Here is a 26,410-nt window from a genome sequence, read left to right as displayed (position 1 = left end):
GCCTGGCGCCCAGATGCCCAGCCGTCAGATACCCTTGTGATGCAACACCGCGCCGACCGTGCGCAGCAGGATGCGCAGGTCGAGCACGAAGCTCCAGCTCTTGATGTAGATGAGGTCATGCGCCACGCGCAGCTGCATGTCCTCGATCGCCGGCGTCGCGCCGCGCAGCCCTTGCACCTGCGCGAGACCGGTGATGCCGGGCTTGACGTGCTGGCGCTCTGCATAGCTCGCGATCAGCTTCGAATATTTGTCGTCATGCGCCAGCGCGTGCGGCCGCGGCCCGACCAGCGACATGTCGCCGCGCAATACGTTCACCAGCTGCGGCAGTTCGTCGATGCTGCGGCGGCGCAGGGTCGCGCCGATCCCGGTCAGCCGCGGATCGTTCGGGCGAGCCTGCGTGATGACATCGCCATCCTCGAGCACGTGCATCGAGCGGAATTTGAGGATGGTGAATTGCTTGCCGTCGAAGCCGTTACGGCGCTGCCGGAACAGGATCGGTCCCCTGGAGTCGAGCTTGATCGCAATTGCCGTTCCGATCAGCAGCGGCGCGAACAGCACCAGGAGGCCGCTGGATGCCACGATGTCGAACAGCCGCTTGCCGGCGCGCTCGAGCGAAGTAAGCGGCGAGCGCTGCATTTCCAGCGTCGGGATCGGGCCGGTCGCCACCATCCGCAGCGCCAGGAACCGCTCCGCGGTCCGGTCCGGCAGCAGCCGCACCGGCAGCGGCGATACCCGCAGCTGATCGCACACGAACTGGATGCGCGGCTCCTGCTGCCAGGGCATGGCCAGGATGATCTCGTCGACGCCGCACTCGCGGGCTGCAAGAATGGCCGACGCGACGGCGGCCCGGTCGCCGGCGTCGTCGGACGATCCGGAGAGCTGGACCCGTCGCACCTCGCTGAGGCCGAAATCGCGCAGCAGGCTCGCTTGCCGCACCCGGGACAATTCGTCCGCCATCCCGACCACGACCGCGCGGCGCGTGGCCAGCATGCCGCGGTCGATCGCGCGTTGCAGCGGTGCCTGCAGCAGCATCCGTCCGCCGACCAGCCCGAGGCCGCCGATCAGGCCAAATGACAGCACCGACCCGCGCGAGACGCCGGAACCCACCTTCAAAAGGAAGATGATCAGGGTCATCAGCAGAACGACCAGCAGCCATCCGCCGAGCAGGCTGCTCCAGCGCCGGTCGAGACCGGCCAGCACCTGCGCATTGTAGAGGCCCTGCGACTTCGCCACGAACATGTGAAGGATGGCGGCGAGGACCCCGATCCCTAGAAAACCCTCGAAGCTGTTGCTATAAACCGTGTGGTAGTAAAAGAGGTGATAGGCCGCGCCGCCGACGATGCTGGACAGCACGACGATTATCATCTCGAACGCGACGGCAAACGCCTCGAGGGAGGCGAAAGCTAACGAGAAGGCGCCGAAGTTAACCGGTACCTTCGCCAATCGAGCGTCCGAAAGGTCGGTCATCGGGAATTAACATTCGTGTTAACAATTCATATGTGTATTATCAGGCGAGTTGTGAGCTCGCAAGACCTGCTGCGGATATCGGATAGAGAGCGCGCATGAGTTCATCGGCTGGCGAAACCGAGGCCGCGCTGGTGGCCCTCCTCCATCTCATCCGCCTGATGGGCGCCGAGCTCGTCGCGGGCCAGCACCGCGACGACGTCGAGGTACTGGTCAAGGCGATCGAGACAAAGCTGCGGGCGGCCCGCTTCCCGGCCGACATGCCGAATCAGGACATCATCGCAGGTCTGGACCTTGCGCAGGCCAGACTGCGTCCGATCTTCGAAGAGCTGCGCGCAAGATCGGAGAAGGCACATCTGAGCGACCAGCTGCTGCTGGCTCCCAGGCCTTCACGCATCCACTAACGGATAACTTACGTCAGCTTTGGGCTTCACCACGGCGGGGCAAGCCGCTCCCGCCGCCGGACCTGAGCGCAAGCTTTTCCTCGATCTTCATTTTCTCGAGCAGCAAGTCGGTCACGATCCGGCGCAGCCGTTCATTTTCCAGCCGTAATTCATCAATACGGTTATGGACAGGGGGGATCCCATCTCTATCATCGGTGCGAGCGGCGAATTCGGTAACGGTACCATTCGCCTGGTGGCCACGTGCGGCCTCCTGCTTGCGCCAGCGATGAAATGTCATCACGCTAACGCCCAGCACCTTGCACGCTTGGGCTTGGGACTGCCCCCGCGCCATGAGTTCCTCGGCCTGTTTGACCTTGGAACTGATCTCCTCAGTAGAATGACGCCTCATTGGTCATCTCATTGCCCCCTAGATTAGCAATCATCGCATGGCCTATAAGCTATGTAAATGCAACAGGAAATTCAAATTGAGGGTTTCCCGGGGGCCTTTCGGGAGCCTCGAACTTGCCGGTCGGCAGCAACACATAGTGCGAAGAAACGCCGAAGCTGCAAGGTATTGAGCCGAATATACGGGGAATATTCCTCCGCTGAAAGGGCCCGATAAAAAAAGTTATACGACTTTCTGTGTATGAGAGTTTGATCGGGATAACTGGCGCACTGTTTGCATTCTCAAACGGGAAGCAAATGAGAATATTCAATCGGTCTCTCGACAGATTGTGAGTGCGCCATGCCTCGCCGCGATAATCGCCCCACCGGTCAAGCGCAACTTTCACAAATTTCTAACAAATTAATCCCGCCACTTTCGCGTCCGACCGCTTGCGGGCGCTCACGCCCAGCAGTAGTTACTAGGACGTTAGGTGTCATGAGGGTTTCAACATATTTGAGGATTATTTTCACGAAACCTAACGCTCATATCTCGATCCACGAATTATCAATTAAGTGCTTTCCCACCCGAGGCCATCAGGCGGAACCACGTCCGCCCGATAATCCGCGAACCATTCTGTGCTGACGCTTGTCAGAGCCAGCCTCTGATCAACATTTTCGCGAGGATCGACACCATGGCGCGTCTCAAGGTCTTCGAGGGGAACCAACCCGCGTCAAGCGAGGCGGCCGACATCCTGGAACGCCTCGTCGCGGAGAATCGCGAGCTCCGGCATACCGCGGTCGAACTGGTCTTGCAGAATTGGATCCTGCGCGAGCGTCTGTCCGATGTCGGGGCACGCAAGTCCGTGCCGCTGGAGCACTGACCGCCCCAACCCTCACGACCGCGATTGTCCGCAGCAACGTCCGCCAGCTCGCCTAGACGAGCATCGGGCCAGCGCATCATTCAATTTAGAATTGAAATGTCCGCAACTGCAGGCGCGCCAGCATGCTCGCCGGATTGGCAAGGATGTGGCCGCATATTCTGCCGATGAGAAAGAGGCTGACGGACTTCAGCTGTGAACCCGGCGCAGCGCGACGCGCGGGGTGTTCTGCTCTCGAGACATGCCGAACGAACGCGACGAGCCCGGGCGTTCCTGGATTTCACGTAACTCAGCGATATCAAGCATCAGCGCAACGACTTCGTTGCGCAGCGATTGATTGGTCGCGAGCAACGCCTCTTCGATCGGCTGATGCAAATGTTGAACTTTGTGCTGCTTCATGGCGCGCCCTCGCTCTGCGGTTAAGGGTATGAGCGATGTGATTGAAGTTTCGATGACAGGGTTATTCCGCGCACATGGAAGGCGGTTAATGGGGCAGGTTTGCGACCAACATGGCTCCGAGTTAAATTTTCTCAATCAGGTTCCACAACCTGATCGCGAAGCGCTCGATCGGCGGCCTTTGATGTGTCGTACAGATGAGTTGGCAGCGGCAGCTATGAGGCGCGCGGCTGGACAACGCGGCTCAATGTCGGTCGGAAGCTCTACCAAGCGCATGATATTGCTTGGTGATCATTGATGGCTGCCGTGTCGTTCAACCGAACGTGCATTGTCCGGCTATCACAATGTCGCCGTGTTACAGCGATCGCGCTTCAAGGGACGCGCTCAGGCGCACACAAGATATTCCACCAAAGCTGCTCCGTAGACGCAAAATCTGCTGCTGCCACGTCCATCAAGGATCGCAGAGTGTTTCGACCGGTTGCGAATATTGAAGCGGCTGACGGTGTCCTGAAGCGCTCGAGCAATCCAGCGAAATGAATTCAACGCTGAACATCGGACCAAACGCGATTTCGCCTCCGCCGGCACCAACCGCGCTAACGCTATTCTAATTAAAATGAGCGGGACCGAAGCGTCCGGCTTGAACAGTGGGAGTGAACGCCTTTCGCGCGCCTGTCGCTGCATTCGCACGCTTGCACAGTCGCCACGAACAGCAGCGACAGCGAAGATTCGCCATAAGCATCGCTAATTCGCCCCGCGTCGCGATCGCGCGCTATTTCGATTTAGGAGGCGTATCGTCGTCCATCTTGCCACCATTGGCGACGCACTTGTTGAAATAGTCCCGCTGGGCTTTGGCGCCTCCCCGCGCGCTCCCGGAAGCGGGATTGCCGGGCTGTAGCGGCGGAAATGCCTTCGCGACCAGGGCATCGCAGGCGCGCGCCACCTGCACGTCGATCGCATGCGCGGGAACCATTGCGCTGGAGATCATGATCACGGCTGAGGCGATCGCAAAACCCGAGATAACTCGCATTGCCACACTCCGTTCCAAACTGAATCAGTTTTTTTCTCGAGCCCGGACTCGCAAGGAGCGCACTAAAGCATGATCCGGAAAAGTGCGAAGCGGTTTTCCGTCGCAACAAAACGCGGATCGCGTTTGCGCGAAGATCAAGCTCTGACTGCGAGCTGAAACACGACGACGATTCTCGCGGCGCCTAGGTCCGATCGACGTCGTGATAGGCCCGATACCAGGCGACAAACCTGGCAATGCCATCCTCGATCCGCGTCTGCGGGCGGAAGCCGATTTCACGCTCCAGGTCGGAGACGTCGGCCGACGTCTCCAGTACATCTCCCGGTTGCATCGGCATCAACTGCTTTTCGGCCTGCCGCCCCAAGCCCTGCTCGAGCAGCGCCACCACATGCATCAGTTCTTCCGGCCTGCTGTTGCCGATATTGTAGACCCGCCACGGCGCCCGGCTCGAGCCCGGATCGGGATGCGCTCCCGACCAGTTGACGTCGCCTTCCGGCGCGCGGCCGATCAACCGCACCATCGCCTCAACCACGTCGTCGACATAGGTGAAGTCGCGCCGCATGTTGCCGTTGTTGAACAGCTGGATCGGCTTGCCCTTGGTGATCGCGTCGGCGAACGCATAGAGCGCCATGTCCGGCCGATACCACGTCCCATACACGGTGAAAAACCGCAGCCCGGTTGCCGGCACGCGATACAGATGGCTATAGGAATGGGCGATCAGCTCGTTGGCCTTCTTGGTTGCGGCGTACAGGCTGACGGGATGGTCGACATTGTCGTGGACCGAAAACGGCAATTTGGTGTTGGCGCCATAGACCGACGATGAGGACGCAAACAACAGGTGCTTGCACGCGGTGTGTCGGCAGCCCTCGAGGACGTTGAGGAAGCCCTCCAGATTGGAATCCGCATAGGCGTGCGGGTTCTGCAGGGAATAGCGCACGCCGGCCTGCGCGGCGAGATGCACCACGACCTCGAAGCGATAACGCTCGAACAGGGCCTTCATGCCGGCTCGGTCGGCGAGGTCGAGCTCCACGAAGGTGAAGCCACGGTGCTGCTTGAGCAGATCGAGGCGCGCGCGCTTGAGCGCCGGGTCGTAATAGTCGTTCAGATTGTCGAGGCCGATGACCGGCTGCCCTGCCCGCAGCAGATGCTCCGCCAGATGGAAGCCGATGAAGCCGGCGCAGCCCGTGACGAGTAGATTGCCTGCGATCACCACGTCTTGCCCGTGCCTTTCGCCTTGCGCCGGACCATTCGAATAAGCCGTTACACGCGGCCGCCGCAGCTGTCTTCGCGTTGCGCGCCGCCAGGCGTCAGTTGCTGGCGCCCGGAGGCTTGTAGTCCGGAAAGCGGCTCAGGACGGCAGCTTTCATGAACTTGAAGTGCGCAATCTCGGTCGCCAATTCCTTCAGCCGGCGCTGGCCGTTGGAGATCTCGGCGTCAAACAGGTCTTGATGATAGTTGTCAAGCGCCTCGCGTTCCAGATATTCGTCGGTGCCGTTGCCGAGAGTCACCGCGGCGCGGGCCAGAACATCATCGACGCGGCGGCCAAGACCGGATTGCTCGCTTTCGGCCGCCTGCAACGCGGCCTCTATCGCGGCCATGATCGATCCGATCCGGGCGCGATCGGTCTCGGCATCGCGCTCGGCCGAGCGTGCCTTGAACCCTTCCTCGCCGCGCCGCGATTTGATCAGGTCCTGCGCGCGAGACCGCAAAAACAGCTGAAACATCTGTCAGTATCCGGTTCGGGCCCATTGAGGCAGCACAGGTCAAAATCGCCCGGTCTTAGTTAAAAAAGGGTGAATTGCCCTCGTGCCCGGCCCTCAGGTCGGCTTTCCACTTGATCCAGGCCTTGTCGTGCTTGTCATAGAGCTCGAGCCACCGTCCCTCACCGGCTGACGGCACCAGGCCCGTCCCGTTATCGTGCCCGTCCGCCAGTCCCGGCAGCGAGGAGTCCAGGTCCTCGAACTCCGACGTCTCCTCAAGCGTCAGCCCGACCAGCACACGCTTGCCACTGACATCGACGACATACCGCCTTGGCGAATGCCCCCTGAGATCACTCATGACGTGAAAGTTCCCTTGCGATCCGCGGGGCTGGCGACGAGATCAGGGGCACGCTGGCATGCAACCAACCCGCCTGCCGCAACGGACGCCGACATGATGACCGATTGCATGTTGCCAGCCAACCCCAACTCACCGCACACCGTCGCGCTACCTCGATCGAACTACTCCGCTAGAACGCGCGACGCATGTGGCCGAACGCACTGACCGGCTGTTCCCGCCTCGACGATTTCGCGGCTGATGGCGCCACATACGGCGCATAGATCCGATATTGCGCGCGGCGCTTGTGCGACCGCCACGAGCGCGCGGCGAAACCGGAGAAGAAGCCTGCGACGAACACCGCCGCGAGAATCAGAGCAGGAGAAACCATCACAACCGTCCACGTTCGCCCCGATGTTATTAACATTCGAAGTTGTGACGACATCATGATTGGACGCGCCGAAAGATTGTTCAGCCGCTGGAATTTTTGTGCAATCGAACGACGCATCAATGATCAGGCGTCGACAATAATTGTTCTCGCGAGAGAACGTCTCAGGAGAACCACCAGAGCATGAATTTCAGGAACATCGAGCTGAGAAGATAAATCCACCCCGCCATCGCCAGCACCGTCAGTCCGACGAAGACACCTGAAACGCTTTTCTCCTTGAAGCGCGCCAGCAACGAGTTTTTTTCTTCTTGCGAGTAGAACATCTCAGGCTCAAGGCGTAACTGATTCAAATCAGCTAGCAGTCAATTTCGATGATCTCGTGACGCGTCGCAGCAGCCATTCGCATCGCGCATCACAGATCACCGCTGCAAAACGCCGCCAGGCCGCACGCCATCGCGCAGTGGAAATTCCGTTCGACACGATCAGGAATTTTACGTCGGCGATCGCGGCGGCCCGCGCGCCGGAATTTCCCTTCGGATCCTCGCCCGATCGGCGTCACATACGTCGATCAAGACGGTCGTGCAGCTTGACCATGCGACGTGGCCGGCATGCAGGATAGCCGCGCGCCGGAGGCCGGCGCGACCGAACGGATTCTTCCCGGGAGCAATCTGCCCGCTTCGCCCTGCCTCTCAGTTTAACAATCAAGTCCTCGCACGCGGTCAACCAATATAATCGCCTCACACGCGGAAAAAGGCGAACCAGACAATGCCGAGGATCAGGACGGCCAGCCCTGTCGAGGCCGTGAGCAGCGCGAGAACCGAAGGTCCAGGCTCGGCCTGCCGTGCCTCGGTCGGGGTTTCGACGATTTGACCGTGTCGTTCCGTTGCCATGGCAACCTCTTTGCTTAAGTGCCTGTAATTCCGGCGTTTGCCGCGCCCCTTCGACAGCCAACGCGTGATCGGGAGCGATGTTCCGAGAGCGTTGACGGCTGGGCCGACGGCAGTCCCGCCCGCCGCGTCAAACGGGCGCAGCGCGAGGACACGGTTAACGCCGTTGCGAGATTCACCGGGCCGTGTTGTTTCAAACTGGGGTTCCCGGTGTTATCCTTGACCGTTCCGTCGGTTGCGTAATCGGAGTTTCCCTGGAGTTTCCCCATGGCCCCTCGCGCCAATTGGAAGGGCTTTTTGCGCCTTTCGCTCGTGACTTGCCCGGTTGCCCTGTACCCGGCGACATCGGATACCGAAAAGGTCTCCTTCAACCAGATCAACCGCAAGACCGGCCACCGGATCAAATACGCCAAGGTCGACGCCGAGACCGGCGAGGAAGTCTCCACCGAAGACATCATGAAGGGCTACAAGGTCGACACCGACACCTATATCGAGGTCACCAAGGAAGAGCTCGACGACATCGCGCTGGATTCGACCCGCACCATCGAGATCGACGAATTCGTGCCGCGCAGCGAGATCGACAGCCGCTATCTGATCCGTCCCTACTACCTCGTTCCCGACGGCAAGGTCGGCCACGACGCCTTTGCGGTGATCCGCGAGACCATCCGCAGCCTGAACAAGGTCGCGATCGGCCGCGTGGTGTTGACCAATCGCGAGCACATCATCGCGCTCGAGCCGCTCGACAACGGGCTGATGGGCACGCTGTTGCGCTACCCGTATGAGGTGCGCAGCGAGAAGGAGTATTTCGACGACATCCAGGATGTGAAGATCACCAAGGACATGCTCGATCTCGCCAAGCACATCGTCGAGCAGAAGTCCGCCGACTTTGATCCGGAGGAGTTCGAGGACCGCTACGAGCAGGCGCTGATCGACCTGATCAACCAGAAGCGCAACGGCATCAAGGTCGCCAAGCCCGCGGCGAAGACCAGCGGCAACGTCATCAACCTGATGGACGCGCTGAAGAAGAGCCTCGCCAACGAGAAGCAGGCCGCGCCCGCCAAGACTGAAGCAAAGGCCGCGAAGGGCAAGAAGCCGAAGAAGCGCATCGAGGGCCAGCGCGAAATGCTGCTGCCGATCTCGGGCAGCGGCAAGCGCGAGCCCAAGGAGGCCGCCAAGCCCGAGCCGAAGAAGGCCGAGAAGACAACGCGCGCCCAGGGCACCGCGGCGCGCAAGAAGGCAGGCTAGCGCAGCGACCGCAAGATGAGCCCGGTCCACAGCGCCTGAGATGTCCCGGTCGAGATGCCCTGGTCGACGCCGTTTGACGAACCGATCGCGCTGCATCGCGGCGGCACGCTGGTGACGCTGCAGCACGCTGCCGACTACATCATGAAGCTATCGGAAGACACCCAGCAGGAGACGCGCTGGCAGATCGCGGTCGAGCATCTGATCAATGCGGCGGAACAAGGTGCCGGCTGGTTGATGTTCGCGCGCATCGCGATGCTGCGCGCGTTGAATGGGGACGACTGAATCCGGAAAATGGCGAACTGCCGGCAGCGCTTACTTGAATGCCGAACTGACGGCATTGAATTGGCCGCTTACACTGGTGCCGATGCCCCTGACGCCCGCGACGATCACGATGCTGATGCCACCGGCGATGATGGCGTATTCAATGGCCGTCGCCCCGACCTCATCACGCAGAAACCTTGCCATCAACGCGCGCATGAAAAGCTCCTGTCCGACGCTCGCGGCTTTTTCTCCCGCGCCGTAGTAATATGCTTGCGAAACTAGGCCACATTGGTTGACGGCCCATTGAGGGAAAGGATGAACGATCGCTTAAAGGTTGCAGGGAATTTCCCTGCTAGTTCTGCCTGCATCAGGTTGCCGCCGGGCGAGGCACCGGGCCGCGGCCGGAGCGCTTTCCAGCGAAGTGGACACCGGCTCGCGCAAAGAAAACGCGTCAAAACAAGTATCTAGAGCTCCGTTCTGATCCTGTCTGACCGGAAACAGCTCCAGTCGTAAACGCATATCAGAACTACCTGATCCGGCCCCGGCCGCGCTTTACCGGTGCCGCGGAATCCTGTTCCTTTATCGGACAGGCGACAACGAGGCCGGAACGAACCGGCCGCATGCAAAGGGAGTGACCGTCATGAAGCTCGGCACCGCGATCGCGGAAATCATGAAGCGCGAGGGCATCGAGATCCTCACGGGCTACCCGGTCAACCATTTGATCGAATACGCCGCCAATGCCGACATCCGCCCCGTGATGGTGCGCCAGGAGCGCATCGGCGTGCACATGGCGGACGCGATCTCCCGCGTCACCTCTGGCGACAAGATCGGCGCCTTCTGCATGCAGCACGGCCCCGGTGCGGAGAACGCGATGGGCGGCGTCGCGCAGTGCTACGGCGAATCCGTGCCCGTCCTGGTGCTGCCGATGGGCTATGCGCGCCGGCTGGCGAATATCGACCCGAACTTCAATTCCAGCCAGGCGATGAAGGCGTTTTCAAAATCGTCGGAGCCGATCAACATCGCAGCCGAGGTCTGCAACATCTTTCGGCGGGCATTTACAAAATTGAAGAACGGCCGCGGCGGGCCGGTCATCGTCGAAATCCCCGCCGACATGTGGAACGAGGAGGTGCCGGAGCCCTTGAACTACACCCCGGTGCTGCGCACCCGCTACGGCGCCGACCCCGTCCATGTGAAGGAAGCGGCCGCCCTGCTCGTTGGCGCCAAGCGTCCGGTGATCTATGCCGGCCAGGGCGTGCACTATGCAAAGGCCTGGCCGCATCTGAAGCGCCTCGCCGAACGGCTCGCGATCCCGGTCACCACCAGCCTCGGCGGCAAGTCGTCCTTCCCCGAGACGCACCCGCTCTCGCTCGGCTCCGGCGGCCTCGCGGTGCCGCGCGCGGTGCCGAAATTTCTTTCCGAAGCCGACGTGATCTTCGGCATCGGCTGCTCCTTCACCGAGACGTCATTCGGCATCGCGATGCCGAAGGGCAAGACCATCATCCATTCGACGCTCGATCCGAACCACATCAACAAGGATGTCGAGGCCAAGGTCGGCCTCGTCGGCGACGCCGGCCTGGTGCTCGAACGCGCTGCTGGAGGAGATCGGCAAGACCGTGACCTCGGACCGCAACGCAAGCGCGGTCGCCGAGGAGATCGCCGCCTCCCACAAGGAGTGGCTCGCCAAGTGGATGCCGAAGCTGACGCACAACGACGCGCCGCTCAATCCCTACCGCGTGCTGTGGGACCTGCAGCACACCGTCGACATCCACAACACCGTCATCACCCACGACGCCGGCAGCCCGCGCGACCAGCTCTCGCCGTTCTGGAAGTCCGTCGAGCCGCTGTCCTATATCGGCTGGGGCAAGACCACGCAGCTCGGCTACGGCCTTGGTCTCGCGATGGGCGCCAAGCTCGCCAAGCCGGACAAGCTCTGCATCAATGTCTGGGGCGACGCCGCGATCGGCTTTACGGGGATGGACTTCGAGACCGCGGTGCGCGAGCGGATTCCGATCATGTCGATCCTGCTCAACAATTTCTCGATGGCGATCGAATTGAAGGTGATGCCGATCTCGACCGAGAAATACCGCTCGACCGACATCTCCGGCGACTACGCCGCGATGGCCCGCGCCTTCGGCGGCTACGGCGAACGGGTGACCAAGCCCGAGGACATCGTCCCCGCGATCAAGCGCGGCATCCAGAAGACCAAGGAAGGCGTGCCGGTGCTGCTGGAATTCATCACCAGCAAGGAGACCGAGGTGTCGCGGCCGGGGACGTGACGGCACCTCACACGCCGCTCTGCCACTTGATTTGACCGCGCCAGCGCAGGCAAGCTCCCTCCGGTGCAACTTCGGAGGGAGAGATGGCGCGCATCCTGGTGCTGGGGGCCGGCTTTGCCGGGCTATGGGCCGCGCTCGGCGCAGCCCGCAAGCGCGACGAGATCGGTGCACGGGCAGCGGACACCGAGATCCTGGTCGTCGATCGCAACGCCTATCACAACATCCGGGTGCGCAATTACGAGGTCGATCTCGGCGATGTCGCGCTGCCGCTCAAGGACCTGCTCGATCCGGTTGGCGTCGGCCACATGGTGGCCGAGGTCGCGGCGATCGATCCGGCGACGCGCGCGGTCACGATCAAGACCAGCGCGGGCGCGGAGGTTCTGAGCTACGACCGGCTGGTGCTAACCACCGGCAGTGAGCTGGTCCGCCCCGCCATTTCGGGCCTTGCCGCCCACGGCTTCGATGTCGACACGTATGAGGCAGCGATGCGGCTCGACGCGCATCTGGCGGCGCTCGGCAACGAGCCGCCCTCAGAAGCACGCGCGAGCGTCGCCGTCGTCGGCGCAGGGTTCACCGGGATCGAGGTCGCGGCCGAGATGCCGGCCAAGCTGGCGCAGGCCGGCATCACCGGCGATCATCTGGTCATCCTGATCGATCCCAATCCCGTCGTCGGCGCGACCTTCGGCGCGCATGGCCGCCCGGTCATCAACGAGGCGCTGGCCGCGCTCGGCGTCGAGACGCGGCTGAATGTCCGGGTCAGTGCCGTCGGCGCCGACAGCATCACGCTCAACTCCGGCGAAATCATTCCGACCAAGACCGTGGTGTGGTGCGCCGGCATGCGCGCCAGCCCCCTCGCCGCCTCGCTGCCGGCCGGGCGCGACGCGCTCGGCCGGATCGAAGTCGACCATACCATGCGCGTCGAAGGCCTTGCGGACGTCTTCGCCGCCGGCGACGTCGCCGCCTGCCTGATCGACGGCGAGCACCCGACCGTGATGTCGTGCCAGTTCGCGCGGCCGATGGGCCGCTTCGCCGGCCACAATGTGGTCGCGGACCTGCTTGGCGAGAAGCTGCTGCAGCTCAATATCGACTGGTATGTGACGGTGCTCGATCTCGGCGCCTGGGGGGCGCTCTACACCACCGGCTGGGACCGCGAGGTGCACACCACAGGCGCTGCCGCCAAGCTCACCAAGCAGACCATCAACCAGCAGCGCATCTATCCGCCACGCAACGGCGACCGCGCCGCGCTGCTCGCGGCGGCCGCGCCGACGATCCAGACGGCGCCGCCGACGCGCAAGTAGTTTGGGGCTCACATTCGCCGATCGTCATTGCGAGCGAAGCGAAGCAATCCACCCCTCCACGCCGGGATAGACGGATTACTGCGTCGCTTCAGCGCAAAATTGCTTCGCAATTTTGTCGCGAGCTCCTCGCAATGACAACGAGTACGTCTGCTACTGCGACAGCTTCACAAAGTTCGGAAACTTCATCTGGCCCTCGGCGATCGCCTTCGGCCAGACCGTGATCTGCTTGCCGCCCTGCCACTGGAACACGAGGCCGGTCACCGCGCCCGGACCGGACTTGATGCCGTGGGTGAACTCGTCGTTCTTGCCGTAGAACTGGATCTTGCCGATCGTGCCCTCGAAGTCGGTCTTCTCGAGCTCGGTCACCATCTTGTCCGGATCGGTCGAGCCGGCGCGCTGGATCGCCTCGGCGATGATGTAGACCTCGTCATAGGCGGTGTAGCCGGTATAGGCCGGCGGCGTGCCGAACTTGGCCTTGAACGCCGCCGCGAACGGCTTGGTCTTCGGCGTGACGGCAACATCAGGCGTCGCCACCGCGAGCGAGGGCACGCCCTCGGCGGCGCCGTTGGTGTCGCCCCAGAAGGTCGGGCTCAGCGCCTGCGCGCTGATGCCGAACATCGGGATCGGTACCTGCTGGTTCTTCCACTGCACGGTCGGCTGCACGCCGACATGGGAGATGCCGGTGACGATCACGTCGGGCTTGGCGGCTTCCATCTTGTTGAAGATCGGCGTGAAGTCGGTGGTGTCGGGCGAGAAGCGAATGTGCTCGACCACCTTCAGGCCCGCTTTCGGCAGGCAGGCCTCGTAGCCGACGTCGAGCGGCTTGGTCCAGGCCGCGTCCTCGCTCATGATCGCGACCGACTTGAACTTGAGCTGGTCGACCAACAGCTCCTTGGCCGCGTCGCAGACCAGCTGCGCCTGCGCGGCCGAGGTCAGGTAGCCGTGGAAGGTGTACTTGTTCTTCTCATAGTCGTTGTGGATCGCTTTGGTGATCTCGTTCGAGGCGGCGCCGGGCGTGATCAGCGGCATCTTCAACCGCGCAGCCCACGGCTCGAGCGCCAGCACGACCTCGCTGATGTAGCTCGCGATCACGGCGGAGACCTTGTCCTCGCTCACCGCGCGCTGGAAGGCGCGCACCGAGTCCGCCGACGAGCTCTTGTTGTCGTAGGTGACGATCTCGATCTTGCGGCCCATCACGCCGCCCTTGGCGTTGATCTCGTCGGCTGCGATCTGCGCGCCACCCGGCGTCGCCGCACCCGCGATCGACTGTACTTCGGCAATGATGCCGATCTTGATCGGGTCCTTGGACTGCGCATAGGCCGGCGCGGCGAGGCAGAGCGCGAACGCCGAGGCCAACAGGCTCACGCGGGTCGCGGTTGAATATGCCGTCATCATGATCTCCCTTGTTTTGCTTTCTTCTTTTCAAACTGCGAACGTCAGAGAAAGTCCTTGCCGGCCTCCGCGGCGAACCGGCCCGGATCGCCCTCCCAGACGATCCGCGCGTGCTCCAGCACATAGACGCGGTCGGCATGCGGAAGCGCAAACGTCACGTTCTGCTCGCCCAGCAGCACCGTGATCTTGGTGGTCTGGCGCAGCTTCTCCAGCGCCTTCGACAGCAGCTCGAGGATAACAGGAGCAAGCCCCAGCGTCGGCTCGTCCAGGATCAGGATCTGCGGCTGCATCATCAGCGCGCGGCCGATTGCCAGCATCTGCTGCTCGCCGCCGGACAGCGTCTGCGCCATCTGGCCCTGGCGTTCCTTCAGGATCGGGAACAGCTCGAACAGCCAGGCGAGTTGCTTGGCCCGCGCCGCGTCGTCGAGATGTTGGCCGCCGAGGTCGAGATTTTCCCGCACCGTCATCTCGCCGAACAATTCGCGCGATTCCGGACATTGCACGAGGCCGGAGCGAGCGATCTTCGCGGGTCCCGTGCCGCGCAGTGGCTGCCCGCCGCGCAGGATCTCGCCGGTATACGGCAGGAAGCCCGAGATGGTGTTGAACAGCGTGGTCTTGCCGGCGCCGTTGAGGCCGACGACGGAGACGAATTCGCCCTCATGGACGTGGATCGAGACGTTCTCCAGCGCCTGCGCCTTGCCGTAATGCACGCTGACATTCTCGACCTGCAGCAGCGGCACCTTGTCCTTGAACGAGGTCTCGGGCCGCGCATGGGTCTGGATCGCGCCGCCGAGATAGACCCGCCGCACGGTCTCGTTCTTCATCACGTCCTCGGCGCGGCCGGTCGTGATCTCCTCGCCGAGATACATCGCGAGCACGCGGTCGACCAGCGCCGCGACGCTCTTGACGTTGTGGTCGACCAGCATCACCGCGCGTCCCTCGTCGCGGAAGCTGCGGATCAATGCGGAGAAGGTGCCGACCTCGGCGCTGGTCAGACCGGCGAAGGGCTCGTCGACCAGCACGACCTTGGGATCGCGCGCGATCGCCTTGGCCAATTCCAGCCGACGCAGGTCGGCGAACGGCAGCGTCGGCGGGCGGCGGTCCATCACCGCCCCGAGGCCAACACGCTCGGCGATCCATTTGGCGCGCTCGGTCAGCGCCTTGTCGGGAAACAGCATGAACAGGCTGTCGGGCAACAGCGCGACCATGATGTTCTCCAGCACGGTCTGCCGGTTCAGCGGCCGCGAGTGCTGGAACACCATGCCAAAGCCCTTGCGCGCGATCTTGTGCGCAGGCAGCCCGGCGACGTTCTCGCCTTCGAACAACACCTCGCCGGCGGTCGGGCGCTCGATGCCCATCACGCTCTTCATCGCGGTCGACTTGCCCGAGCCGTTCGGCCCGATCAGGCCGAGGATCTCGCCGGGATGCAGATCGAACGAGAGGTTCTTCACGGCGGTCAAGCCGCCGAATCGCTTGGTCAATCCGCGGACGGTGAGCGTTGCTGTGGTCACAGTCTGATCCATTTAAGAGCGCGCCTCGCGTGACAGGGCCGCTCCGAGGAAACCGCCGGGGAAGAACAGGACGACGAGCAGCGCCACCGCCGAGACGATGAAGGTCGCAAGCTCGCCGGTCGGGCGCAGGAATTCGCCGGCGACGATCAGGAAGATCGCGCCCAGCGCGGCCCCCAGCACCGTGCGCCGGCCGCCGAGCACGGCGGACACGATCACGTTTACGCCGACCGCGACGTCGACCACGGTGCCGACCGAGGCGGTGCCGAAGTAAAACACGAGCAGTGCGCCCGACAGTCCCGAGAAGAAGGCGCTGACGATGAAGGCCGCCAGCTTGTGCTTGACGATGTTGAAGCCGAGCGCGCCGGCCTGCACCGGGTCCTGCCCGCTCGCCTGCAGCACGAGACCGACCGGCGATTGCGACAGGCCATAGAGGATGGCCGCGCTCACGGTCATGAAGCCGAGCGCGATCCAGTAATTGGCGCCGGCATTGATGGTGATGACGTCAGGAATGGTGAGCCCGATCTCGCCGCCGGTGAGATCTGCGAACACCACGACGAAGTTCTGCAGCATCAAGACCGCCACCAGCGTGGTCAGGCCGAAATACGGCCCCCTCACCCGCAGCGCCGGCAGCGCCAGCACGAAGCCCGCGACGACCGAGGCCAGCGCGCCGAGCAGGATACAGACATAGACCGACCAGCCGAACTGGTTGTTGAGGATCCCTGCGGTGTAGGCGCCGGTGCCGATCAGGAAGGTCGGGCCGAAATTCACCTCGCCGGCGAAGCCGAACAAGAGGTCCCAGGCCATCGCGAACACGCCGAAATAGAACGCGACGGTCAGCAGCCCGAGGATGTAGCCCGAGACGTAGAACGGCAGCGTCGCGGCGACCACCACGCAGAACAGCGAAATGAAGAACAGGCGCGAGGAAAAGAAGCTGGCCATCTCAGCGCCTCCCGAGCAGGCCCTGAGGCCGGATATACATCACGAACACCAGAAGCAGCAGCGCCGGAATGGTGCGATAGGCCGGCGAGATCATGTAGGCCGTGATGGTCTCGAGATAGCCGACGACGAAGGCTGCGATCAGCGAGCCCAACACGCTGCCGAGGCCGCCGAGCACGACGATCGAGAACGCGCTCGCGGTCAGCGGCCCGACGCTGTAGGAGCTGACGCCGAGGAACATGCCGAGCAGCACGCCGGCGATGCCGGCGAGAATGCCGTAGATGCCCCACACCACGATATAGATCTGGGTGAGCTCGAGCCCGAGCAGCGTGACGCCGCGCGGGTTCATCGAGGCCGCCAGCACCGCCTTGCCGGTCCTGGTGCGGTTCACCAGCAGCCACAGCAGGCCGATCACGAGGCAGCAGACCAGCGCGGTGAAGATATTGTTGCGCGGCGTGCGGTTGCCGAAGATGTCGACGACGCCCTCGACGATCGGCAGCACCGTCTTGGCGTTGTTGGTGAAGAAATAGGCGATCAGCTCCTGGATCATGATGCCCCACAGCAGGGTGCCGGTGAGGACGAAGATTTCCTTCTCCTCGTTGGGGATCCGCCTCGAATTCTGGATCGGCTTGACGACCGCGAAATAGGTCGCGAACGACACGATCAGCGCGACGCCGACACCGAACAGCGCGCCGGTGTAGATGTCGAGGTGCAGCACGCTGGCCGCGGCCCAGGCCGCGACCGCCGCGGCCACCATGATGGCACCGTGGGAGAGGTTGAGGACGCCGGAGACACCGAAGATCAGGGTGAAACCGGTGGCGCCGAGCGCATAGAGCGCGCTGATGGCAAAGCCATCGATCAGGATTTGTAGGGCAAGCATCTCAGATTGGCCGCGGCAGCAGGGCTGCCTGTTGTGGAGGACACGGAACCGAACAGGGATGCTCCCGGGTGGGGCCCGGGAGCATGATCATCAGTCAGTTCGTGGTGACCTTGATGAAGCTCGGGAACTTGAGGTCGCTCTTGGCGACCTCCTTCGGCCAGACCGCGACCTGCTTGCCGCCCTGCCACTGCAGCATCAGTCCGGTGATCAGGCCCTTGCCGTACTTGATCGAATGGGTGAACGGATCGTCCTTGCCGTAGAACTGGACGCGTCCGATGGTGCCTTCCCAGTCGGTCTTCTCCAGCGCATCGACCATCTTGTCGGCCTCGACCGAGCCGGCGCGCTTCACCGCATCGGCGATGTAGTAGACCTCGTCATAGGCGGTGTAGCCCGCGTAGGACGGATAGTTGCCGTAGCGCTTCTTGAAGCCTTCCGCGAACGGCACCGACTTCGGCGTCACCGCGACGTTCGGGCCGGACACGCCCTGATACAGCACGCCTTCCGCCGCATCGTTGGTGTCCTTGCCGAAGGTCTCGTTGGTCGCCTGCGAGGAAATGCCGAACATCGGGATCGGCACCTGCTGGTTCTTCCACTGCACCGTCGGCTGCACGCCGACATGCGAGATGCCGGTGATGATCACGTCGGGCTTGGAGCCTTCGACCTTGTTGAAGATCGGCGTGAAGTCGGTGGTGTCGGGCGAGAAACGGATATGGTCGACGACCTTGAGCCCGATCTTCGGCAGGCACTCCTCGTAGCCGACATCGAGCGGCTTGGTCCACGCGGCATCCTCGCTCATGATGACCGCGGTCTTCATGTGCTTCTGATCGACCAGCAGCTCCTTGGCGGCGTCGCAGACCGACAGCGCCAGCGCGGCCGAGGTCAGGTAGCCGTGGAAGGTGTACTTGTTCTTCTCGTAATCGGCGTGGACGCTCTTGCTGATCTCGTTGGAGGCGGCGCCGGGCGTGACGAACGGCGTCTTCAGGCGCGAAGCCCAGGGCTCCAGCGCCAGCACCACTTCGCTGATGTAGCTCGAAATGACGACGTTGACCTTGTCTTCGTTGACCGCGCGCTGGAACGCGCGCACCGAATCCGCCGAGGACGAGTGGTTGTCGTAGCTGACGATCTCGATCTTGCGGCCGTCGATGCCGCCCTTGGCATTGATCTCGTCGGCGGCCAGCTGCGCCGCCTGCGGGATCGATGCACCGGCAATCGCCTGCGCTTCGGCGATCACGCCGATCTTGAGGGTGTCGGCAGCCAGCGCTCCGCTCGGCGCCGCAGCCAACAGGCCCAACACGGCCGCTCCTGCAAGTTTCTGCATCGCGTGCACGGGGAGTCGCAATGTTCTTGTCACCCTGTTTCTCTCCTCTTTTCTTCGGCTGCTTCGAGCTCTTGGGGCGCGACTATAGCCGCGACAAAATGCGCAGCAAGTGAAACTGCGCGCAGATCGCCATGCAAGGACGGCGACTAAAGTAGTGGGTCGGCGCTCACCAAATGAACAAACATGAGGCAGCGGGGGAATAAAGTGGTGGTGCACCGATCGCTCAGATCGTCATTCCTCGCTGCGCAAATTACGCGGGGCGAGCGAAGCGGAGAGAGCGGAACGAAAAGCACGGCTCGGGCAATTCATGTCGCGAGAACGCGGATTGTTGCCCGCTGGCCGTGCGACAAGCTCAGTGCCGTCCCTGCGAAAGCGGGGACCCACAACCACGGATGCTCATTGTTACGCGATTTGGAACGACGAGTCCGATTCACAACATCCGCCGCGGCGACGACAGCGGTGTATGAGGCGACCGCCCCTACTCCGCCATCTCCGCCGGCGGGTGGGCGGCGGGACCAGCGAGCGGGCGCTCTTCCATCGTGATCATGCAGATCGAGGCGGTGGTCAGCAGCACGGCGGCGGCGCCGAACACGTAGCGGAACGCATGGATCATGTCGGCCATCGGGATCGCGCTGACGGTGCCGGCGGAGGCGGCATGATGCTCGCCGGCGAGCGAGATGTCGGTCCCCAGCGTCATCAGCAGGATGGTAGTGAAGGCGGCGACCGTGAAGGAGGCCATCATCGCGCGGAAGAAGTTCATCGCGCCGGTCACGGTACCGACCTGCGGCCGCGCCACCGCGTTCTGCAACGACACCACGCTGATCGGGAATGTGGTGCCGAGGCCGAGCGCGAACACGCTCATCAACAGCAATAATCCCCACAGCGGCAGCGTCGTCACCGCCATGCCGACGGCACAGATCGCGGCCGCCGAGGTGCCGACGATGGCGACGCGCTTGTAGTGCTTGGCCTTCGCCATGGTCCGGCCGGCGATCGCCGCACCGAAGGTCGAGATCGCCGCGAGCGGGATCAGCGCGAGGCCGGCCTCGCTGGCGGTGAGATGATAGACCACCTCGTAATAGAGCGGCAGATGCACGGTGAGGCCGACCATGGCGCCGAGCGCACAGCCGCCCGCCCCATCGCGAACGGCACCACCGAGCCGCCGAGCAGCGACAGCGGCAGGAACGGCTCGTCGGCGCGGCGCGCGTGCCAGACGAAGGCGCCGGCGAGCGCGATCGAGGCGCCCACCATCGCGGTGATGGTCGGCGACAGCCAGGACAGACGGGTGCCGCCCCAGGTCAGCACCAGCATCAACACGACGGCCGAGGCCATCAGCAGGATGCCGCCGAGCCAGTCGACCTTGCGCTTGCGGTGGAACACCGGGATCTTGCCCATCTTCGGCAGCAGCAGCGCCAGCGCCGCCGCCGCGAGCGGCAGATTGATCCAGAAGATCATCGACCAGTGCAGATGCTCGGCGAACACGCCGCCGACCACCGGGCCGAGAATGCCGCCGGCCATCCAGACGCTGGAGAAATAGGCCTGATAGCGGCCGCGCTCGCGCGGGCTCACCACGTCGGAGATCACGGTCTGGACCACCGGCATGATGCCGCCGCCGCCGAGCCCCTGCAGGCCGCGGGCAACGATCAGCATCGTCATGCTGGGCGCGATCGCGCACAGCACCGAGCCGACCACGAACAGGCTGAGCGAGGTGATGATCATGACGCGGCGGCCATAGATGTCGCTCAGCGTGCCGAACACCGGCGCCACCGCCGTCGAGGCCAAGAGATAGGCCGTGATCACCCAGGACAGATTGGTGACGTCGTGAAACTGGCGCCCGATCGTCGGCAGCGCGGTCGCGACGATGGTCTGGTCGAGCGCGGCCAGGAACATCGTCAGCATCAGGCTGATGACGATGGTGCGGACCTCGTCCGGATTGAGTGGTGCCGGCGGCGCCAGCGGCGGCGCTTCGCTGAGTTCGATCACCTCGCTCGGAAGGCGGGACAGCTCTTCGGCAATGTCGTCGGGCAATGTCTCTTGGTCGGCAGGAATCCGGCTCTGCCGTTCATACTTGTTCATTTGAGGCGTAATGCTGCTGCGCGGGCGCGTCCCGCGATGGAATCATTCTCTGCTTCGCAATTTATGCAGCAATTGAATGCTGAGGCAGGCACCCCAGCGCATGGGTGCATCCCGCCGCGACGGTCTCGCGGTGACGTGATCGCGGACGCGGCGACGACGTCACGCTTTGGTCGTCTTGCCCAGCGTTTTCGGCCGCTTCTTCAATTGTGCCCGTTTCGGCAGCAGAGCCGGCCATCGCACGATATGATCCTCGAGATCGGCGTCGTTGACATCGAGCTCGGTGCCCTCCACCCGCCCGCGCACCGAGACGCCGGCTTCATGGACGGTGTTGGGATCGCCCGAGATCAGGGGATGCCACCAATAGAGGTCCCGCCCCTCGGCCACCAGCCGGTAGCCGCAGCTCGGCGGCAGCCAGTTCAGCGTCCGGACGTTTTCGGGCGTCAGGCGGACGCAATCCGGAACCTGGTCGGAACGGTTCGGGTAGTCCTTGCAGGTGCAGAGGCCGGAATCGAGCAGCTTGCAGGAGATATGGGTGAAATAGATCTTGCCGGTGTCCTCGTCCTCGAGCTTCTCCAGGCAGCATCGTGCGCAGCCGTCACACAGGCTCTCCCATTCGGCGTTGGACATCTCTTCCAACGTCTTGGTTTTCCAGAAGAATCCCTCCTGGTCCGACGGGCGCTTGGGCGGTGCGGTCATGATGTCCCTGAAATGGCGGTACAACTCTTCTTGGGATGCCGGCAACGCTTGCGCAAGGGGGTGGCATTGCGGGGTCGAAAAAGCCGGTGGGCAGCGTTAGGGCTCCCATTAAATTCACAAGCCGCGCCATTGGTTTATGGCAGCCGCTCGGATAGAACAACGAACGAGTCCCCATCGACGCAAAAGCGCCTTGGGATTGCCGCAACATCGAAGCAAGACGCTGCCCTGTGCCCGGTTCGGGCGCCCGCAGCGCTGTCGAACTGATCAAGGGTCCGGTCCTTTCAGATCATGCCGTCGCATTGGAAACAGACGGTCCGGAACTTCTTCCTGGACCTCGATGCGCGTATCGACTCGACGCTGTTCTCGTCGGGCAAGGGCCTGCGCGAGCTCTACGAGCGCTATTCCACCTTCATGGACCGCTTCTATGTCGGCCGCTGGAAGCGCTGGGTGTTCATCGAGCCGCTGTCGGAGGCCGCAACCCTTGGGCTCGGCGGCATGATCCTGATGCTGACGCTCGCGATCCCCGCCTTCCGCGAGACCGCCGACGAGGACTGGCTGAAGAAGTCCGACCTCGCGGTGACGTTCCTCGACCGCTACGGCAACCCGATCGGCAGCCGCGGCATCAAGCACAATGACTCGATCCCGCTGGAAGATTTTCCGGACAATCTGATCAAGGCGACGCTCGCGACCGAGGACCGCCGCTTCTACGACCATTTCGGCATCGACGTGCCGGGCCTTGCCCGCGCGCTGGTCACCAACGCGCAGGCCGGCGGCGTCCGCCAGGGCGGTTCGTCGATCACCCAGCAGCTCGCCAAGAACCTGTTCCTGAACAACGAGCGCACCATCGAGCGCAAGGTGAAGGAAGCCTTCCTCGCGATCTGGCTGGAGACGCGGCTCACCAAGAACGAGATCCTGAAGCTCTATCTCGACCGCGCCTATATGGGCGGCGGCACCTTCGGCGTCGACGGCGCGGCGCATTTCTATTTCAACAAGTCGGTGCGCGACGTGAAATCTCGCGGAGGCCGCGATGCTCGCCGGCCTGTTCAAGGCGCCGACCAAATACGCCCCGCACATCAACCTGCCCGCGGCCCGCGCCCGCGCCAATGTCGTGCTCGACAACCTCGTCGATGCCGGCTTCATGACCGAGGGCCAGGTGTTCGGTGCCCGCCGCAATCCCGCGGTCGCGGTCGACCGGCGCGACGAGAACTCGCCGAACTACTATCTCGACTATGCCTTCGACGAGATGCGCAAGCTGGTCGACACCTTCCCGAAATCCTACACCGAGCGCGTCTTCGTGGTCCGCACCGCGATCGACATGAACGTGCAGAAGGCGGCCGAGGAAGCGATCGAGAACCAGCTGCGACAGTTCGGGCGCGACTATCACGCGACGCAGGCCGCGACCGTGGTGTCCGATCTCGACGGCGGCATCCGCGCCATGGTCGGCGGACGCGACTACGGTGCGAGCCAGTTCAACCGCGCCACGGACGCCTATCGCCAGCCGGGCTCATCGTTCAAACCCTATGTGTACACCACGGCGCTGCTGAACGGCTTCACGCCGAACTCGAAGATCGTGGACGGCCCGGTCTGCATCGGCAACTGGTGCCCGCAGAACTATGGCCATTCCTATTCGGGTCAGGTCACGCTGACGCAGGCGATCACCCGCTCGATCAACGTGGTGCCGGTCAAGCTCTCGATCATGATGGGCGGCAAGGAAGGGCCGAAGGCGGGCCGCGCCAAGATCGTCGAGGTCGCGCGCCGCTTCGGCCTCAAGGCGCCGCTGCCCGATACGCCGTCGCTGCCGATCGGCTCCGACGAAGTCACGGTGCTGGAGCACGCGGTTGCCTATGCGACCTTCCCGAACCGCGGCAAGGCAGTGACGCCGCATTCCGTGCTCGAGGTGCGCACCGGCGCCGGCGACCTGGTCTGGCGCTGGGATCGCGACGGTCCGAAGCCGCGGCAAGCCATTCCGCCGAACATCGCCGCCGATATGGCGGGCATGATGAGCCACGTGGTCAGCGAAGGCACCGCGCGCCGCGCCGCGCTCGACGGCATTCCGACCGCCGGCAAGACCGGCACCACCAACGCCTATCGCGACGCCTGGTTCGTCGGCTACACCGGCAACTTCACCTGCGCGGTCTGGTACGGCAATGACGACTATTCGCCGACCAACCGCATGACCGGCGGTTCGCTGCCGGCGCAGACCTGGCACGACATCATGGTCGCGGCGCATCAGGGCGTGGAGGTCAAGGAGCTCGTCGGCGTCGGCATGGGCCAGAAGCTGCCGCCGCAGCCGGCGCAGACCAATGCCCAGGCCAACGCGGCGCCGCGCGTATTGGAAACCAAGCCGGGTCCGCCGCCGGTTTTGACCAAGCGCGGCGCGGATATCCTGGTGCGGGTCGAGAAGATGCTCGACGACGCGGCCAGGACGGCTGAGAAGACCACCGGCAAGACCACGCTGAACGAGTCCTCGAAGACCGGCAAGGCCGAGTCCTCGAGCGCGCTGGCGTTCCCCGAAAACTACGTTGCCGCGGCCGGGCCGGACGGCGCGACACCGGCACCGCCACGCAAGAACTGACGTGCGGCTCCTCCTCACCACCTTGTTGGCACTCGTCATCGCCACCGCCGTCGGCCTCGGCCTGACCTACGCGACGGCGACCCGCGGCACCGATCTCGGCACGCTGAAGATCGGTGCCTGGACCGCGCGGCCGAAGAGCGGCACCTCCGATGTCGATCCCTACTCGCGCGCCACCATCGCGCGCAGCGGCGAGTTGCCGATCGGCACCGGCGACGGCATCGCGTTCTCGGCGACCACAGACGACAAGAACAAGCCGCTCGACGGCCGCTGCGACATCGTGGTCAGCGGCGTGACGCCGGCGGCGCGGTTCTGGACGCTGACGCTGTTCGACCGCAAGGGGCACCTGGTCGCCAACACGCTGCAACGCTACGGCTTCACCAGCCAGGAGATCATGCGCGCCTCCGACGGCACGTTCGAGATCCACATCGCCTCGCGCTCGCGCGCCGGCAACTGGCTGCCGACCGGCGGCATCGAGCGCTACGCGCTGATGCTGCGCCTTTACGACACGCCGGTCGGGGTCGCGACCCGTACCCAGCGCGACGCGCCGATGCCCTCGATCGCAACGACGGGCTGCCCATGATCCGCCTGCTGCTCACCATCCTCGCAGGCGTGCTGCTCGGCGGCGTGGTGCATCTCGTCAGCGTGCTGGCGCTGCCGCGCATCGCCTCGCAGGACGCCTATTCGCGGCTGACGCCGATGACCAAGCTCAACGAGGTGACGCAGCTGCCGCTGGCCGACCCGAGCCACTCGCCGATGCCGCTGATGGATCCGGCCTTCGCGGTGGCGATCTGCCGCTACGATCTCTCGACCGGGCCGCTCAAGCTCACCGTGCCGGTCAGCCAGGCCTATACGTCGGTGTCGTTCTATACCCGCAACGAGGTCGCCTATTACGCGATCAACGATCGCTCCGCCGGCAAGAAGGTGATCGAGCTCGACCTGATGACGGAGGCGCAGCACAACGAGCTGCCGGAGGACGAGGAAATCACCGCTGCCGACCGGCTGATCATCGACTCGCCGACCTCAACCGGCCTGATCCTCCTGAAGGCGCTGGCGCCGGAGCCCGGCCTGATGCCGCAGGCGCAGGCCTCGCTCGCCGCCTCCTCCTGCAAGGTGCAGACCGAGCCGGTCGCAGCCAAGCAGGAGGCGCCGCCGCCGCTGCCTGTGCCGGCCCCGCCGCCTGCGGCACGCAAGCGCTAGCTCGCGGCGAGCGCGTGCCGGCCGCAGCGGCAGGTCTCGTAGTCGACGGGATCGTGGCTGTTGACGATCGTCACATTGGCGCCATGCGCCGCCTTCAATTGCCGCAGCCGCTCCTGGTTCTGGATGCGCATCGCGCGATCCATGTCCGCCCGGCGCTGGAACATGCCGAGCACCAGCGGGATCCGCGGCCTGGCATCGAGCTGCGCGTGGTGGAAATAGGCGTCGCCGGCGTGCAGCAGCCAGCTGTCCTTGTCGCGCACCGCGATCCCGCAATGGCCGAGCGTGTGGCCCGGCAACGGGATCATCAGAATGTCCGGCTCGCGGTCGCCGAGCGCGCGCACGCTCTTGAAGCCGAACCAGTCCTCGCCGCCGGCACCATAGAACGTCCAGTCCGGCCCGTGCTGCCACTGCGCCGTGATGTAGCGCCCCTGCGGCGGCGTGACCTGATGCGTCACCGCCATGTCGTACTCCTTGCGATGGACGTGCACCCTGGCCTTCGGAAAGTCCGGCACGCCGCCGGCGTGATCGCGATCGAGATGCGTCAGCAGCACATGGCGCACATCGCCCGGCGAGAAGCCGAGCGCCTTGACCTGCCGCACCGCCGTCTCGGCCGGATCGAGCCGCGGCGTCGTCTGCCGCACCCATTTGCGTCCGAGCCGCGGCGGGTCGCCGATGTCGTCGAGCCCGATGCCGGTGTCGACCAGCACGAGGCCATCATTGCTCTCGACCAGCAGGCAGTGACAGACCATCCGCGCCCGCTGGAAGATGCTGCCGCTGCCGTTCACGAGCCGCTTTCCGATCGGGCACATCGTGCCGGTGTTGAGATGGTGGATGCGCATGACAGGTCCTCCGCTGTAACGGGCGCAGACTTGCCACTCGCGTTTCCATAGGTAAAATATTGTCTTTCTATCTCT

At 63.8% G+C, this 26,410-nt stretch carries 25 protein-coding genes and 3 pseudogenes; 9 read left to right on the top strand and 19 right to left on the bottom strand.

What is annotated here, in order from left to right; all coding sequences use genetic code 11:
- Window positions 1–24: 24 nt before the first annotated feature.
- The gene (locus tag ACSKB9_RS38590; protein WP_438079580.1) at window positions 25–1,467 is read right to left on the bottom strand and encodes an undecaprenyl-phosphate glucose phosphotransferase; all 1,443 of its coding nucleotides are present in this window, start codon (window positions 1,465–1,467) and stop codon (window positions 25–27) included.
- Between the two features lie 95 nt (window positions 1,468–1,562).
- Here ACSKB9_RS38590 and ACSKB9_RS38585 point away from each other — a divergent pair, with 95 nt between their 5' ends.
- Complete coding sequence (locus ACSKB9_RS38585; protein ID WP_438079579.1) at window positions 1,563–1,868, top strand: hypothetical protein; 306 nt, start codon at window positions 1,563–1,565, stop codon at window positions 1,866–1,868.
- Between the two features lie 13 nt (window positions 1,869–1,881).
- Here ACSKB9_RS38585 and ACSKB9_RS38580 read toward each other — a convergent pair whose 3' ends face one another.
- On the bottom strand, window positions 1,882–2,256 hold the full coding sequence (locus tag ACSKB9_RS38580) for a helix-turn-helix domain-containing protein (protein ID WP_018270679.1): 375 nt from the start codon (window positions 2,254–2,256) through the stop codon (window positions 1,882–1,884).
- A 667-nt stretch (window positions 2,257–2,923) separates the two neighbouring features.
- Between ACSKB9_RS38580 and ACSKB9_RS38575 the strand changes: the two genes are divergently transcribed.
- Entirely contained in the window at window positions 2,924–3,112 is a 189-nt protein-coding gene (locus tag ACSKB9_RS38575; RefSeq protein ID WP_438079578.1) for a hypothetical protein, read from the top strand.
- Window positions 3,113–3,298: 186 nt separating this feature from the next.
- Here the strand turns inward: ACSKB9_RS38575 and ACSKB9_RS38570 are convergent, their stop codons facing one another.
- The 8 genes from ACSKB9_RS38570 to ACSKB9_RS38535 all read right to left on the bottom strand — a co-directional run bounded on the left by ACSKB9_RS38570 (window position 3,299) and on the right by ACSKB9_RS38535 (window position 7,841).
- Window positions 3,299–3,508, bottom strand: a complete 210-nt coding sequence (locus ACSKB9_RS38570; RefSeq protein ID WP_016841790.1) for a hypothetical protein — start codon at window positions 3,506–3,508, stop codon at window positions 3,299–3,301.
- Between the two features lie 766 nt (window positions 3,509–4,274).
- Window positions 4,275–4,532 (bottom strand): hypothetical protein, encoded by a 258-nt coding sequence (locus ACSKB9_RS38565; RefSeq protein WP_225641843.1) that lies wholly within the window; start codon window positions 4,530–4,532, stop codon window positions 4,275–4,277.
- Between the two features lie 181 nt (window positions 4,533–4,713).
- Window positions 4,714–5,742: an NAD-dependent epimerase gene (locus ACSKB9_RS38560; RefSeq protein ID WP_141342556.1), complete on the bottom strand. Its 1,029-nt coding sequence runs from the start codon at window positions 5,740–5,742 to the stop codon at window positions 4,714–4,716.
- Window positions 5,743–5,836: 94 nt separating this feature from the next.
- On the bottom strand, window positions 5,837–6,253 hold the full coding sequence (locus tag ACSKB9_RS38555) for a hypothetical protein (RefSeq protein WP_438079577.1): 417 nt from the start codon (window positions 6,251–6,253) through the stop codon (window positions 5,837–5,839).
- 55 nt (window positions 6,254–6,308) lie between these two features.
- Window positions 6,309–6,587 (bottom strand): hypothetical protein, encoded by a 279-nt coding sequence (locus tag ACSKB9_RS38550; protein ID WP_057020207.1) that lies wholly within the window; start codon window positions 6,585–6,587, stop codon window positions 6,309–6,311.
- Between the two features lie 169 nt (window positions 6,588–6,756).
- Entirely contained in the window at window positions 6,757–7,071 is a 315-nt protein-coding gene (locus tag ACSKB9_RS38545) for a hypothetical protein (protein WP_141342555.1), read from the bottom strand.
- A 44-nt stretch (window positions 7,072–7,115) separates the two neighbouring features.
- The gene (locus tag ACSKB9_RS38540) at window positions 7,116–7,274 is read right to left on the bottom strand and encodes a hypothetical protein (protein ID WP_168856472.1); all 159 of its coding nucleotides are present in this window, start codon (window positions 7,272–7,274) and stop codon (window positions 7,116–7,118) included.
- Window positions 7,275–7,688: 414 nt separating this feature from the next.
- Window positions 7,689–7,841 carry a hypothetical protein gene (locus ACSKB9_RS38535; RefSeq protein ID WP_016841798.1) on the bottom strand — a complete coding sequence of 51 codons (153 nt, stop codon included), beginning with the start codon at window positions 7,839–7,841 and terminating at the stop codon, window positions 7,689–7,691.
- A 264-nt stretch (window positions 7,842–8,105) separates the two neighbouring features.
- Between ACSKB9_RS38535 and ACSKB9_RS38530 the strand changes: the two genes are divergently transcribed.
- Both ACSKB9_RS38530 and ACSKB9_RS38525 read left to right on the top strand, forming a co-directional pair.
- The gene (locus tag ACSKB9_RS38530; RefSeq protein WP_310880753.1) at window positions 8,106–9,083 is read left to right on the top strand and encodes a Ku protein; all 978 of its coding nucleotides are present in this window, start codon (window positions 8,106–8,108) and stop codon (window positions 9,081–9,083) included.
- Window positions 9,084–9,137: 54 nt separating this feature from the next.
- A complete protein-coding gene (locus tag ACSKB9_RS38525) occupies window positions 9,138–9,365 on the top strand; it encodes a hypothetical protein (protein ID WP_016841800.1) in 228 nt (75 codons plus the stop codon).
- A 30-nt stretch (window positions 9,366–9,395) separates the two neighbouring features.
- Here ACSKB9_RS38525 and ACSKB9_RS38520 read toward each other — a convergent pair whose 3' ends face one another.
- Window positions 9,396–9,560 carry a Flp family type IVb pilin gene (locus tag ACSKB9_RS38520; protein WP_016841801.1) on the bottom strand — a complete coding sequence of 55 codons (165 nt, stop codon included), beginning with the start codon at window positions 9,558–9,560 and terminating at the stop codon, window positions 9,396–9,398.
- Window positions 9,561–9,984: 424 nt separating this feature from the next.
- On the opposite strand from ACSKB9_RS38520, the pseudogene ACSKB9_RS38515 reads away from it, so the two are divergent.
- Together ACSKB9_RS38515 and ACSKB9_RS38510 are read left to right on the top strand one after the other, a co-directional pair.
- Window positions 9,985–11,620: pseudogene (locus tag ACSKB9_RS38515) on the top strand (thiamine pyrophosphate-requiring protein).
- An 83-nt stretch (window positions 11,621–11,703) separates the two neighbouring features.
- A complete protein-coding gene (locus ACSKB9_RS38510) occupies window positions 11,704–12,918 on the top strand; it encodes an NAD(P)/FAD-dependent oxidoreductase (RefSeq protein WP_438079576.1) in 1,215 nt (404 codons plus the stop codon).
- Window positions 12,919–13,068: 150 nt separating this feature from the next.
- Here ACSKB9_RS38510 and ACSKB9_RS38505 read toward each other — a convergent pair whose 3' ends face one another.
- The 7 genes and pseudogenes from ACSKB9_RS38505 to ACSKB9_RS38475 all read right to left on the bottom strand — a co-directional run bounded on the left by ACSKB9_RS38505 (window position 13,069) and on the right by ACSKB9_RS38475 (window position 21,724).
- Complete coding sequence (locus tag ACSKB9_RS38505; RefSeq protein WP_438079575.1) at window positions 13,069–14,313, bottom strand: ABC transporter substrate-binding protein; 1,245 nt, start codon at window positions 14,311–14,313, stop codon at window positions 13,069–13,071.
- A 41-nt stretch (window positions 14,314–14,354) separates the two neighbouring features.
- A complete protein-coding gene (locus tag ACSKB9_RS38500) occupies window positions 14,355–15,833 on the bottom strand; it encodes an ATP-binding cassette domain-containing protein (protein WP_092079536.1) in 1,479 nt (492 codons plus the stop codon).
- On the bottom strand, window positions 15,834–16,760 hold the full coding sequence (locus ACSKB9_RS38495) for a branched-chain amino acid ABC transporter permease (RefSeq protein WP_076833577.1): 927 nt from the start codon (window positions 16,758–16,760) through the stop codon (window positions 15,834–15,836).
- A gap of 1 nt (window position 16,761) precedes the next feature.
- Window positions 16,762–17,637 carry a branched-chain amino acid ABC transporter permease gene (locus tag ACSKB9_RS38490; RefSeq protein WP_438079574.1) on the bottom strand — a complete coding sequence of 292 codons (876 nt, stop codon included), beginning with the start codon at window positions 17,635–17,637 and terminating at the stop codon, window positions 16,762–16,764.
- 94 nt (window positions 17,638–17,731) lie between these two features.
- Window positions 17,732–18,955: an ABC transporter substrate-binding protein gene (locus tag ACSKB9_RS38485; RefSeq protein ID WP_076833190.1), complete on the bottom strand. Its 1,224-nt coding sequence runs from the start codon at window positions 18,953–18,955 to the stop codon at window positions 17,732–17,734.
- Window positions 18,956–19,433: 478 nt separating this feature from the next.
- Window positions 19,434–21,028, bottom strand: a pseudogene (locus ACSKB9_RS38480) (MDR family MFS transporter).
- A 159-nt stretch (window positions 21,029–21,187) separates the two neighbouring features.
- Window positions 21,188–21,724, bottom strand: a complete 537-nt coding sequence (locus ACSKB9_RS38475) for a YcgN family cysteine cluster protein (protein ID WP_438079573.1) — start codon at window positions 21,722–21,724, stop codon at window positions 21,188–21,190.
- Window positions 21,725–22,012: 288 nt separating this feature from the next.
- On the opposite strand from ACSKB9_RS38475, the pseudogene ACSKB9_RS38470 reads away from it, so the two are divergent.
- From ACSKB9_RS38470 to ACSKB9_RS38460, 3 genes and pseudogenes are all read left to right on the top strand, one after another.
- Window positions 22,013–24,299 (top strand): annotated as a pseudogene (locus ACSKB9_RS38470) (transglycosylase domain-containing protein).
- Window position 24,300: 1 nt separating this feature from the next.
- On the top strand, window positions 24,301–24,879 hold the full coding sequence (locus ACSKB9_RS38465) for a DUF1214 domain-containing protein (RefSeq protein ID WP_016841830.1): 579 nt from the start codon (window positions 24,301–24,303) through the stop codon (window positions 24,877–24,879).
- Window positions 24,876–25,496: a DUF1254 domain-containing protein gene (locus tag ACSKB9_RS38460; RefSeq protein WP_438079572.1), complete on the top strand. Its 621-nt coding sequence runs from the start codon at window positions 24,876–24,878 to the stop codon at window positions 25,494–25,496. The genes ACSKB9_RS38465 and ACSKB9_RS38460 overlap by 4 nt, the downstream gene beginning before the upstream one ends.
- Here the strand turns inward: ACSKB9_RS38460 and ACSKB9_RS38455 are convergent.
- Entirely contained in the window at window positions 25,493–26,335 is an 843-nt protein-coding gene (locus ACSKB9_RS38455; protein WP_438079571.1) for an MBL fold metallo-hydrolase, read from the bottom strand. The two genes, ACSKB9_RS38460 and ACSKB9_RS38455, sit on opposite strands and share 4 nt — an antisense overlap.
- Between the last annotated feature and the right edge of the window lie 75 nt (window positions 26,336–26,410).

Origin of the sequence: Bradyrhizobium sp. BR 1433 (assembly GCF_051547665.1) — a bacterium.
In the GTDB taxonomy this organism is placed as follows: domain Bacteria; phylum Pseudomonadota; class Alphaproteobacteria; order Rhizobiales; family Xanthobacteraceae; genus Bradyrhizobium; species Bradyrhizobium australafricanum.
This window is presented reverse-complemented; position numbering and strand designations above follow the sequence as displayed.